We start from the raw sequence: 12,033 nt of genomic DNA, 5'->3' as shown, positions 1-12,033 counted from the left end.
CCTCGCCCCGTGACCCGCCGCATCGGCCTCATCGCCGCGACCGGAATCGGTGTCGGTTCGATGATCGGCGCCGGCGTGTTTTCCGACATGTGGGTGGACGTGCTCGCGGCGGGGCAGTGGGCCCTTCCCGCGGTGGCGTGCGCCGCGGTCGTCGCGCTGTTGAACGCCCTGTCGACCGCTCAGCTCGCGGCTCGCTATCCGGTCGCGGGTGGCGCCTACGCCTATGGGCGGGCCGAACTCGGCCCCTTCGCCGGGCACTTTGCGGGCGCGGCGTTCGTGGTCGGCAAGACGGTGTCGGTGGCGGTGGCTGCGCTCGTCCTCGGTACCTACCTGATCCCCGGGCACGCCCCGGGCATCGCCAGCGCTGCCATCGTCGCCGCCTGGGCGCTCAACGCCCGCGGCATCACACGCACCGCGTGGGCCGCGTCGCTCATCGCCGTCATCACCGTGACGGCCCTGGGTGGAATCGTCGTCATGGCGCTCCTCGCCTCGCCGGCGCGGGAGGGCGCCGTCACCGGCCCTGTGGCCGACGACGCGGGCGGCCCCGTCTTCTTGGTGGCCGTCGCCGCCGCGTTCTTCGCTTTCGCGGGATACGCCCGGGTCGCCACGCTGGGCGAGGAGGTGACGCAGCCCGCCCGCACCATCCCGAGGGCGGTGATGGCGGCGCTCGCGATCGTGGTGGTCGTGTACCTGGCGGTCGGCTTTGCCCTCACGCGCACAGAGAGCGCGGCGTTGGCGCAGGCACCGCTCGAGGCGCTCGCCCGTGTGGGCCACGTCCCCGTCTGGACCGTCACGGCGGTCGCCGCGCTGAGCGTGGGCGGCGCGATGCTTGCCGTCATGGCGGGGGCGGGTCGCACCGCCATGGCGATGGCACGGGAGGGCGACTTGCCGCGCGCGCTCGCCACGCAGGGCGAGAGCGGCGCCCCGTGGCGCGCGGAGGCGGTCGTCGCCGCGGGCGCGCTCGCGCTGGTGTGGAGCACTGACGCGAGCCTCGTGCTCGTCTCCGCCGCGAGCATCCTCACGTACTACGCGGTCGCGAACGTCGCTGCCGCGCGCCAGCGCCGTGCGGGCAGGACCGCGGGGCTCCGGGTGCCCGCCGCGGTGCCGTGGGTGGGTCTCGCGGCCTCGGCGCTGCTCGCCGTCGTGGCCCTCACGCAGTCCGCCGACGGGTGGTGGACCACGGCGTGGGTGATGGCGGTCGTGGTCGGCTGGCCCGCGGCGGCCGCCGTCGTGCGGTCCCGGAGGCCTACGACGTGACGAGCCAGCCCGCCCACGCGGCGCCGACGCCGAGCGCAAACGTCACCGCAAGGTAGGCCGCGGCGCGGCGGCGCTCGCCCGCCTCCCACAGGCGCGCGCCGTCCACGGCGAGGGTGGAGAACGTCGACAGCCCGCCTCCCACGCCCGCGCCGAGCACGAGCATCCAGGCGGGGTGGGCATCGGCCACCCCCGCGACCGCGCCCACGAGCGCCGCCGCGAGCGTGTTGGCGACGATGGTCTGCCACGGCATGGCCGCGGCGACGATGCGTTGGGCGAGGAGGTGTCGGCCGACGGCGCCGATGCCGCAGCCCAGGATCGCCGCGGCGTAGGCCCAGGCGGTCACGCGGCGCCCCTCGCGATCGCGAGGCGGCGCGTGGCGACCGCCGTCGTCACGGTGACGACGAGCGTCGCCGCGAGGACGACGAGCGCGAGCCCTGCGCCGGCATCGGCCGTCCAGGTGAGCGCGGCGATGGAGGAGAACGTGGTGAAGCCGCCGAGCATCCCGGTGCCCACGAGCGGCTGCCACCAGACGGTGCCGCGCACCTCGATGCGGCCGTCGAGCCAGCCGAGCGCCGCCGAACCCGCGACGTTGATCGCGAGGAGGTCCCACGGCAGGCCGTGCGTGCCCGCGGGGATCAGCGCGTCGAGCCCGATCCGGGCGGCGCCCCCGATCATGCCGCCCACGAGGACGAGCAGCAGGGGCGAGCGCATCCTCAGCGGGCCGCCAGCCAGGCGTCGGCCTCCGCGAGCTCCGCCTCGAGGCCGCGCAGCACCGCCTTGGACACCGCCTGGGCGATCATGGCGCCGAACAGGGGCACCTTGACGTTCACGGTGCCATCCACGGCGAAGACCGAGCCGTCGCCCTCGGGCGTGACGGACAGGCGACCGGAGGCGTGGCCCGGGGCACCCATGATCTCGACGGCGAAGGTCGCGTGGCGGTGGTCGCCCGCCGGCTCCTGCCACGCCTCGGTGTACTTCACCGTGAGCGAGGAGCCCACGAAGGAGCGGAACTCCTGCGGAATCGTCGTAGACGGAATGGTGCGGCGGATCGCCACGGAGAACGCACCATCGGCCGTGCCGGTGACCGAGACGTCGCCGTCCTCGGCGTCGCCGGTGGCGCCGCGCGCGTGGGCAAACTCCTGGTCGGCGAGCATGGACATGACGTCCTCGACGCTCGCGTCGAAATGATGCGTGTGAGTGATCTGCATGGCTGCCCTCCGACGGTGGCACCAGGCTACCGTGCGCCCCAGAGCCGCCTAGGCTAGTGGCGTGGCCACGCTGAGAGAGACTGCCGAGAAGTACGCCCCGCTCACCGATGCGGAGGCGGAGTGGCTCGCGCTCCTCACCGCCGACTGGCAGATCATCGCCGACCTGTCGTTCGCCGACCTCGTGATGTGGCATGCCGTGGACGACGGGTTTGTCGCCATCGCGCAGTGCCGCCCCTCGACGGGCCCCACCGTGCATCAGGACGATGTGGTGGGCACCATGGCTGCGCCCGGTCGCGTCGCGCACCTGCAGCGCGCGCTCGACGAGGGCGGCATCACCGCGTCGCGTGAGCCTCGGTGGGACGAGACCTACGCCGTGCGCGAGGACGCCCTGCCCATCGTCATGGACGGCCGCAGGATTGCGGTCCTCACGCGCGAGGTGTCGCAGGCCGTGTCCCGCTCGTCGAGCCGCCTCGAACTGAACTACAAGGGCGCCGCTGACGACCTGCTGCACATGATCACGCGCGGCGAGTTCCCCACGCAGATGTCCGTCACGGGCTCGCGCCGCGGTGCTCCCCGCGTGGGCGACGGCGTGGTGCGCCTGGACGCCGCCGGCCACGTGACCTACGCGAGCCCCAACGCGCTGTCGTGCTTCCACCGCCTGGGCGTCACGGGCTCGCTGATGAACCGCTCCCTGCCGCGCGTGACGAGCGAGCTGGTCACGGATAAGGGGCACATCGACGAGACGCTGGCGATGGTCGTGATGGGCCGCGCCCCGTGGCGTGCCGACATCGAGGCCAACGGCGCGACGCTGTCCATGCGGGCCATCCCCGTGACGGAGCACGGCGAGCGCATCGGCGCCGTCCTGCTGTGCCGCGACGTGTCTGAGCTGCGTCGCCGCGAGCGCGAGCTCATCACCAAGGACGCGACCATCCGCGAGATCCATCACAGGGTGAAGAACAACCTGCAGACTGTCGCCGCGCTGCTGCGCCTGCAGTCGCGGCGCGTCGAGGCGCCCGAGGCGAAGGAGGCGCTCGCGGAGGCGATGCGCCGCGTGTCGACCATCGCTCTCGTGCACGAGACGCTGTCCGGCACGCTCGACGAACTGGTCAACTTTGATGACCTCGCCGCGCGATCCATGAGGATGGCGGCCGATGTCGCTTCCTCGGGGGTCCAGGTGAAGCTGCTGCGCGAGGGCGACTTCGGGTTGATCCCTGCCCAGTACGCGTCCTCGCTCGCGCTCGTGATGACCGAGCTCGTGACGAACGCTGTCGAGCACGGCTTCGAGGGAAGGGAGCTGGGCACCATCACGGTCACCGCGCGCCGCGACGACGAGTCGCACCTGCACGTGGTCATCGCGGACGACGGCGTGGGCCTCAGCGCCGAGCCGTCGGGGCTCGGCTCGCAGATTGTCCGCACGCTCGTCGAGAACGAGCTGGGCGGTGCCATCGAGTGGCGCAGGACCGAGACGGGCTCCGAGGTCGACGTGCGCGTGCAGGTGGGCGACTAACAGTTCACGCGGAAACGCGAAGGGGCGGGGCACCGGTGTGGTGCCCCGCCCCTTGGCGGTGGCCGCTTGAGGCGGCCGAAGGTCTTACTTCGCGGCGCGGCGCGCGCGGGCAGCGCGGCGCTTCAGCGAGCGGCGCTCGTCCTCGGACAGGCCGCCCCAGACGCCGGAGTCCTGGTTGTGCTCCATGGCCCACTGCAGGCACGTGTCGCGCACCTCGCAGGTGGTGCAGACGGTCTTGGCCTTCTCGATCTGTACGAGCGCGGGGCCGGTGTTACCGACCGGGAAGAACAGCTCCGGGTCATCGACGTCAAGACAGGCAGCGCGGTCACGCCAGTCCATGTGGACCTCCTAGGGTTTGGAGGCGCGGCGAAGCCCTGAAGGGGTGAGGGGGTTTCATGCCGCTGCCATCGCGAAATGTCACTCCCACTAGGTTCTCATTGTTAACAACAGATGACAAGACCCCTTTTGGTGTGGGATGGATCACGCTGGCGGTCGACTAGCGTGGTCGCCATGGAGTCCACGTCCCCCGTGTCGAATCGATGGGTGAGGCCCGCGGCCTCCCTGCTCGTGTGGGTGGAGGCGGTGGCGCTTGTCGTCGCCGCCGTGGCCTACGCGGTGCATGGGGTGATGGGAAGCGACGATACCCAATTGTCGTGGGCGCTGGCCATCATGATCGGCGTCCTCGCGGTCCCGCTGGTGGCCGCCGCGAGGGCTCTCGGCAAGGGGCGTCGCTGGGGTCGCTCATACGGGCTCATGTGGCAGGTGCTGCAGGTGGCCGCCGGGTGGTACCTCCTGGGCGAGTGGCCGATGCTGGGGGTCGCGGTGATGGCCGTCGCGCTCGCCGCGGCGGTGGCTATCGTCCTCGATACCAGGGCCGATCCACAGATCTGAGCGCAACTGGACGGCCATCGCCGTCCCGTCCGAGATCACCACGACCCGCCCGGGTACGGGCACCGGGTCCACCAGTCCGGCATGGTCGCGCGGCGCCGCCAGCCGCACCGCCCGTGCCGTGGGATGCGTGAGCACCACCACGGCGTCGTCCGGGGCGAGGGCGGGCGTCTCGGCCTGCGAGCAGCCCTCCCCGAGGGAGGCGGCGATGCGCCGTCGCCACTCGCCGGCCTGGCCGGCCACGACGACGCTGCCGCGCGGTGCGGGCACGTGGTGGGCGTCGTCGCCGCCGATGCCCCACGCGGGTCCCGCATAGGCGCGTGGGAGCGGGGCCACCAAAGAGTCGGCGACGTCCGCCGCTGGGGCGGCACACACGAGCTGGGCGGCGCACGCCCCACCGGGGGTCATGAGCCAGGCCCTTCCCTCGGTGCCGTCGAGCAGCGCGTCGCGGCCGGCGCCCCAGGTGGCGGCGGCCTGGGGTGAGACGGGCCCCAGGAGCGCGACCATCGCCGAGTTCCTGGCGAGTCTCGCGGGGGCCGATGCCGTGCAGCCGATCGCCGTGGGCAGGCCCCTGCCGAGGCGGTCGTTCCAGGCGTCGAGCGCGCCGCCGTCGTCGACGCCCGCGAGGGCGGTGAGAGTCGCGTCGGCATCGTCCATGACGAGGAGGGCGTCGCCGCGCGCGGCAAGCGCCAGGGTCCGGGCCGCCTCCCGCGGGTCGGCGGGCAGGACGACGGCCCGCCGGCCCGCGCTTCTTGCCTGGGACACGACCGCGGCGAGGGCCGCCGCGCGGTCGGCGCGGCGTGGCCCGACGACCACGAGGGGACCGTCCTGGGCGTTCCACCTGATGGGATCCTGCCTGCGCTGGCTCGGGAGGTCGGCGAGCGCGACCACCCACGCGGCGTCCTGCGTCCGGTCCGCATCCCCGCCCACGACCGCGGCGAGCGGGAGGGCAGTCGGGAGCGGTGGAAGCCACAGGGGAGAGGGACGAGGGGCGTCGGCCCAGCGCTGCCGCACTCGGTGTGAGAGCAGCCGCGGCCTCGCGGGCGCGGCCCCGACCGGTGACACCGCGGGGCTGGGCGTCGCCATGGGCGTCGCGGTCTGGAACGTCACGCGGCGCTCTCCCGCCACCAGAATCGCTCTGCCCGGGCAGTCGCGGGGGAGGGCGGCGGCATCGGGCACCCCGAGCAGGTCCCGGGACTCGCCCTCCGAGGCCACTCGCAGCGCGATCGTCGCCCCCACGTTCGCGCGCACGGCGGGAGTGACGGCACCGGCCGGACGCTGGGTGGCCATCACCAGGTGCATGCCGAGCGACCGGCCCTGGGCGGCAAGCCGCGACATCTGCGGCACGAAGTCGGGAAGCAGCGCGGTGATCTCCTGGTACTCGTCGATCACGACGAGCAGGCGTGGGGGAGCGTCGCCTGAGGCCTCCCACTCGTGCATCGAGGTCAGGCCGCGCGCCGCGAGCTCCTCCTTGCGTGTGAGCAGCTCCGCCGCGACCCCCTCGAGGGCCCGCGTGGCGAGGGCGCCGTCGAGGTCGGTGAGGATGCCGCATACGTGGGGAAGGTCGCGGCAGCCGGCGAGGCCTGCGCCGCCTTTGAAGTCGATGAGGGCCACCGCGAGATCCTGGGGGCCGGCCCCGTCGGCGAGCGCGACCACGAGCGTCTCCAGAGCGACCGACTTTCCCGCGCCGGTGGTGCCGGCGACCAGGACGTGTGGGCCGTCCTCGTCGAGGTCGAGGGTGACGGCGCCCTCCTGCCCCTGGCCGATGCAGGCGCGCAGCACCCGGCGTCCCCGGCCTCCAGTTCCGGCCGGAGGGGCAGCGGGGGCCGCACCGGGCACGGGCGCGAGATCCGCCCACGCGACGGCGCGTGGCAGGCCAGGTGTGTGCCTGGTGCCGGCCAGGCGCCGCGCTACGGTCTCGGCGGTAGCCGCGGTAATCCGCAGGGGTGGTGAGCTCCGGCTCGCGGCGGCGGTGACGGTGACGCCGGTCGCCGAGGCGTCGACGGTGGTGGAGCACCACGAGGGCACCGCGGCGTCTCGCCCCAGCAGCACCACCGTGTCCTCGGGGCCGGGTCCCTGGAGCCATCTCATCCACGGCTCGCGGGGTGCTCCCTCGAGCCGGCGGCCACGGTCGAGCGCGACCGCCCGCGCGTAGCCGCGCGCCCAGGTGCCGTCGCCCCGAATCGCGAGGGGCCCCGCCGGTGTGCGCGGCGCGGGGTTTCCCGGCGCCCGCACCGCGAGCCGTGAGCGGGCCCACGGGGCGAGCGCCACGGCGCCGGCGACGCCGATGATCACCGCGGCGATCCACCACCGGCCTGTGACCGCGGCGAGGGCGACGGCGCTGACCGCGGACCCCGCGATCATCGCGAGCCGCGGCCGCGCGCGCCCGCCGGCGGGCTCGTCCTCGTCGCCCCGCGTCGCGTCGTGCCAGGCGATTTCCGTGCGCCCAAGGCCGACAGTATGGTCGGCCCTCCAGCCGCGCCGGAACGGTCCGGGCCCGTTGGTCGAGCCGAGGTCCCTCACCCCTCGCCGCCGGCGTGGAAGGAGGCGCGCGTGGCGCGCGGACAGCGCGGGGTCGTCGATGGCGAGGTCGCAGTCGCCCGCCCGCCCGACCACCACCCCGGCGGCGCCGAAGGGAGTGGTGGCGCCAGCATCGGGCCCCCGGACTACCTCGAGGGAGGGCCCGCTCAGGGGAGTGCACCCCACGCCGGGACCCGTACCGAGCCTCGCGCCGTGCACGAGCGGCGCCACCCCCGCGGGATGGGCGCCGTCGAGGAGGACCTGCCCACACCACAGCACCGGCACCCCCAGCGCCTCGGCGATCACGGCTGCGGGCGTGCCCGGCCTGATCTCGAGGTCGGTGCCGGAGGGGTCGGTGACGATCACGCCGCCACCGTGGCACGCGGCGCACCGGGTGCGCTCGGAGCCGGCGATGCCCTGTGGACAGGCGCCTACGGGGCGGTGGCTGTGGGAACCGCGGACAGCGGCGCCACGCTCCCGTCCTCGTTCACCACGCCCGCGTACCAGGTGTAATCCCTGTTGATGAGGGTGCGAGGAAGCCGCCCCAGCGTGTACGACGAGTGCTTGACCTGCGCCGCCAGTACCGGCTCGGGCGTGTCCGTCCACGGCACGTCGTCCACCTGCCGGGTGACGACGAAGGGTTGCTCGCCCCACGCATCGGCCATCTCCACGAGCTGCTCCTCGGTGGGGGCGGACAGGGCGAGCACCACCGGCTCGTCGCACATCACCCGTAGGCCGCCGTACATCTCGGAGGTGCCGACCAGGACGATGGGGCGCCCGTCGTCGAGCGCGCACAGGCCGTCGATCATGTCGCGCGCGCCGTTCATCTCGCGCGTCGTGACGTTGACCGCGCTCGCGATCGGGTACTCGGCGCCGGCGTCTATCGACACCCAGGTGGTCAGCGGGAGGGCCACCATCCCCACTCCCGCCACCCTGCGGGCAACGTGTCGGGCCGACGCCCGCGGAAGGCGCGAGGCGAGCCACCACGCCGCGACGGCGGCCATCAGTAGCATGCCGGGAAGGGTGATGGGCTCGAACCTCCTGATGGCCCAGATCTGGTCGGGCACGATCGCGGGCTTGACCAGGTAGAGCAGCGTCGGGGCGAGCATCGAGCCGAGCAGCACCGCCCACGGCGCGTCGCGCCTCACCATCCGCATGGTGGCCCACCCCAGCCCGATGATCGCGAGAATGACCATCGGCCAGGTGAGGTAGTACGACAGCCACGACACCGTCGACTCGGCGTAGTTGCGGGTGCCGTCGACGGGGAGGCCCTGCGCGCTCTGGAAGCCCTCGACCACGCCGTTGGTGAACTCCTCGCGCGACGTCTCCGTGCCGCGGTGGCCCGTGGTCCACAGGGGTCGCGACGCTAGCCCCACCATGACGACCATGACGGCGCCGCCGATCCACCACGCGCCGCGCGTGCCGAGCCGTGCCGACAGCCCGGGAAGCCAGGCGTCGCCGCGCAGCGTGTCGGTCCACGTGGCCGCCCACCCGAGGATGACGGCGACCAGCACGCCGTAGGCGGCGAGCAGGAGGTAGGCCTCCGACTCCAGGCGCTCGAAGTACTCCGCGCTCCAGCGGTGCAGCGCCACGTAGCCGGCCACGAGGACGACTGCCTCGACGAGCGCGAACTTTGCCAGCGCCGCGCGCCGCCACGCGCGTGGGGCCTCGACGACGGCGAGCGCGACGGCGACGCCCACCAGGCTGCCGATGGCCCCGGACGCCCCGTCGATGCGGACGAACGTCGTCGCGCCCGTCGCGATGGCGCCCGCGACGATCAACGTTGTCGAGCGGCGCTCGATGCCGCGCCACACGTAGAGGATCCCGCCGACGGCGAGCAGCAGGGCGAGCGGCTCCGTGTAGGCGGGTCGGGACAGGCCGATGTGCGACACCGTCAGCGCGAGCGCGCCCGCGGGCGCGAGGGCGGCCAAGGGGGACAGGAACCGGCGCGCGAGGGCGAAGGTCGCGAGGATGCCGGCTGCGCCGATGACGACGTTGGCGGCGAGTACACCTGTGTCCCCGGCGAACCAGCCGCCGACGGCGATCGTGGCGGGAAGCATCTTCGCGCCCTGCGGCTGAATCACGTCGCCCGCGAGGTTCCACGCCTCCGAGGCGTCGGCAAGCATGCTGGCGCCGCTCGCGGCAGCCTCGACGGCGCCGTCGGCGGGGATGTCGGTCGACGGGTGGTCCACGAGCCACAGGCCGGACAGCGTGAGGAAGCCGGGGTCGCGCACCACCAGCAGGTACTCGGCCGCCATCGCGACGTTGACCACGGTCCAGACGGCGGTGCCCGCCACCGCGACGATGCCCGCGATCGCGCCGGCCCGCGCCTGCCCCGGCGTGGGGGCATCGGACGCGAGCGGGCGCCAGGCAAGGGCTACCAGCAGCGCGGCGAGAGGCAGCACCGTCCACCAGTAGTGGAGGCCCACGGACGCCATGGCGCCGCCGGCGAGCGCCACGGCGATCACGACGAGGACGATGCGCTCGGGGGCAGCCGCCGCGGCGGCGCCGAGGCGGCCGTCCAGGCGACGGGAGGCGACGGTCTTACTCACGGTCGCCCAGCGTATCCGCGTGTGCCGCGTGAGCCCTGGCAGGCGCATCGGCCGCCCCCGCGCCGTGCGTCGTTGCAAAGACCCGGCCCACGGGTATCGTTGCCCCATGACGCGAATTGTCTTGGTCGAAGATGACCCGACCATTTCAGAACCCTTGACCCGCGCTTTGGGTCGCGAGGGGTACGACGTGGAATGGCACGGGACGGGCATGGGAGGAGTAGGCGCGGCGGATGACGCCGATCTGGTGATTCTTGACCTCGGCCTGCCCGACATCGACGGCGTCGACGTGGCCCGCCGCATCCGCGACAAGGGCCTGCAGGTGCCCATCCTGATGCTGACCGCGCGCGCGGACGAGGTGGACCTGGTGGTCGGCCTCGACGCCGGCGCCGACGACTACGTCACCAAGCCCTTCCGCCTTGCCGAGCTCCTCGCGCGCGTGCGCGCGCTGCTGCGCCGCCGCCTCGTGGGCGACGCGAACGGCGAGCTGTCCGTCGCCGGCGTGCGCGTGGACGTCTCCGGCCACCGTGCGTTCCTCGACGACCGCGAGCTTCAGCTGTCGGGCAAGGAGTTCGACCTGCTTCACCTGCTGGTGGCGAACGCCGGCTCCGTCGTGTCGCGCGACACCCTCATGCGCGAGGTCTGGGACGCCGACTCGTCGGCCCCGTCCAAGACCCTCGACATGCACGTGTCGTGGCTGCGCCGCAAGCTCGGCGACGACGCCACCTCGCCGCGGTTCATCACCACCGTGCGAGGCATGGGCTTCCGCTTCGAGAACGACGAGTAGCGGCCGATGCGCCGCCGGGTGCTGCGCGCGACCATTTCCGCCCTTGCCGTCGCGGTGATCCTGCTGGGGATCCCGCTGGCCGTGCTGGCCTTCCAGTTCGTCAAGCAGGACGCCCTGCGCGACCTCGACCTCAGGACCACCACGGCGGCGCGTGCCCTCGAGGTGCGCTACCGCGCGGGCGAGACCATCACGGGCGACGTGCTCGGCTCATACGTGTCCGATGCGCAAAGCGCGCCGTCGTACATCTACGTCCAGCTGCCCGACGGCACCGAGCTGACGGAGGGCGTCGAGCCTCGGCCCGCCTTCTCCGACAGCCACGTGACGGACGACGGCCTGGTGGTCGTCATGTACGTCGACTGGTGGGACATCTTCTGGGTGGGCGCGCAGTTCGTGGCGCTCGTGTTGGGACTCGGCATCATCGCCGTCTCCGCGGGGCTCGCGATGGCGCGCTGGCAGGCCAACAGGCTCACCGCGCCCCTGGTCTACCTCGCGGCATCGGCCGAGCAACTGGGCACCGGGCAGGTGCGCCCCCGGCTCGAGAAGACGGGGATCGAGGAGATCGACCTCGTCGCGGACGAGCTGGCACGGTCGGCGGACCGCATGGCCGCCAGGCTCGCGACGGAACGACAGTTCGCGGCCGATGCCTCACACCAGCTCCGTACGCCCCTCACCGCCCTCACGATGCGCCTCGAGGAGATCGCGGCGCTGTCCACGCAGGACGACGTGCGCGAGGAGGCCGAGAAGTCGCTCGAGCAGGTGGAGCGGCTCGTGGGCGTGGTCGACGAGCTGCTGGGGCGCTCGCGGCGCGCGCTCGGGTCCGGCACCGAGCTCGTCATGTTGGCGGAGGTGTTCGAGCAGCAGGCCGAGGAGTGGACGCAGGCCTTCGCCGCCGCCGGCAGGCGCCTCGAGATTCACGACACCGACGCCACTGTCTTTGCCACCCCCGGCGGGCTCGCGCAGGTGCTCGCCACGCTGATCGAAAACTCGCTGCACCACGGCGGCGGCACTACGACGGTGTTGGCGCGTGAGTCGGGCACCAACCACGCCATCGTGATCGAGGTGCGCGACGAGGGTCCAGGCGTGCCCGAAGACCTCGCTCCGCGGATCTTCGAGCGCGAGGTGACCTCCGGGCGGGGGACCGGCCTGGGGCTCGCCCTGGCCCGCGACCTCGTGACGGCCGACGGTGGCCGCCTCGAGCTTGCCCAGCGCATTCCCGCGGCGTTCGCCGTGTTCCTCCAGGGTGTGCCGCGCATGGTGGACCTCGACACCCTCGTCCCCCACGGACGTTCCGGGGGCAAGCGCCGGCGCTGACTTCTC

10 protein-coding genes are annotated in these 12,033 nt (G+C 73.3%); 4 read left to right on the top strand and 6 right to left on the bottom strand.

The genetic code is table 11. The features are described from left to right. Positions 1-9: 9 nt before the first annotated feature. Positions 10-1,257, top strand: a complete 1,248-nt coding sequence (locus B7K26_RS02840) for an APC family permease (protein WP_084077153.1) — start codon at positions 10-12, stop codon at positions 1,255-1,257. Here B7K26_RS02840 and B7K26_RS02835 read toward each other — a convergent pair. From B7K26_RS02835 to B7K26_RS02825, 3 genes are read right to left on the bottom strand one after another with little or no spacing between them, the layout of a single operon-like run. Next, complete coding sequence (locus tag B7K26_RS02835; RefSeq protein WP_159449586.1) at positions 1,247-1,600, bottom strand: CrcB family protein; 354 nt, start codon at positions 1,598-1,600, stop codon at positions 1,247-1,249. The two genes, B7K26_RS02840 and B7K26_RS02835, sit on opposite strands and share 11 nt — an antisense overlap. Then, positions 1,597-1,968 (bottom strand): CrcB family protein, encoded by a 372-nt coding sequence (locus B7K26_RS02830; protein ID WP_084077151.1) that lies wholly within the window; start codon positions 1,966-1,968, stop codon positions 1,597-1,599. Before B7K26_RS02830 ends, B7K26_RS02835 begins: the two co-directional genes overlap by 4 nt. 2 nt (positions 1,969-1,970) lie before the next feature. After that, positions 1,971-2,465 (bottom strand): DUF2505 domain-containing protein, encoded by a 495-nt coding sequence (locus B7K26_RS02825; RefSeq protein WP_084077150.1) that lies wholly within the window; start codon positions 2,463-2,465, stop codon positions 1,971-1,973. A gap of 61 nt (positions 2,466-2,526) precedes the next feature. Between B7K26_RS02825 and B7K26_RS02820 the strand changes: the two genes are divergently transcribed. Continuing rightward, the gene (locus B7K26_RS02820; protein ID WP_084077149.1) at positions 2,527-3,972 is read left to right on the top strand and encodes a sensor histidine kinase; all 1,446 of its coding nucleotides are present in this window, start codon (positions 2,527-2,529) and stop codon (positions 3,970-3,972) included. Between the two features lie 84 nt (positions 3,973-4,056). Here B7K26_RS02820 and B7K26_RS02815 read toward each other — a convergent pair whose 3' ends face one another. From B7K26_RS02815 to B7K26_RS02805, 3 genes are all read right to left on the bottom strand, one after another. Further along, complete coding sequence (locus B7K26_RS02815; protein WP_084077148.1) at positions 4,057-4,311, bottom strand: WhiB family transcriptional regulator; 255 nt, start codon at positions 4,309-4,311, stop codon at positions 4,057-4,059. 402 nt (positions 4,312-4,713) lie between these two features. Continuing rightward, positions 4,714-7,746 carry an FHA domain-containing protein gene (locus B7K26_RS12915; RefSeq protein ID WP_159449585.1) on the bottom strand — a complete coding sequence of 1,011 codons (3,033 nt, stop codon included), beginning with the start codon at positions 7,744-7,746 and terminating at the stop codon, positions 4,714-4,716. 65 nt (positions 7,747-7,811) lie between these two features. Further along, positions 7,812-9,932, bottom strand: coding sequence for a hypothetical protein (locus B7K26_RS02805; RefSeq protein ID WP_159449584.1), 2,121 nt, complete (start codon positions 9,930-9,932; stop codon positions 7,812-7,814). 106 nt (positions 9,933-10,038) lie between these two features. Here B7K26_RS02805 and B7K26_RS02800 point away from each other — a divergent pair, with 106 nt between their 5' ends. After that, positions 10,039-10,716, top strand: coding sequence for a response regulator transcription factor (locus tag B7K26_RS02800; protein ID WP_084077147.1), 678 nt, complete (start codon positions 10,039-10,041; stop codon positions 10,714-10,716). A gap of 6 nt (positions 10,717-10,722) precedes the next feature. After that, the gene (locus tag B7K26_RS02795; protein WP_084077146.1) at positions 10,723-12,027 is read left to right on the top strand and encodes a HAMP domain-containing sensor histidine kinase; all 1,305 of its coding nucleotides are present in this window, start codon (positions 10,723-10,725) and stop codon (positions 12,025-12,027) included. The last annotated feature ends 6 nt before the right edge of the window (positions 12,028-12,033 follow it).

It is taken from the genome of Demequina sp. NBRC 110057 (genome assembly GCF_002090175.1).
Lineage (GTDB): Bacteria > Actinomycetota > Actinomycetes > Actinomycetales > Demequinaceae > Demequina.
The sequence above is the reverse complement of the archived record's forward strand: the minus strand, read 5'-3'. Positions and strand labels throughout refer to the sequence as shown.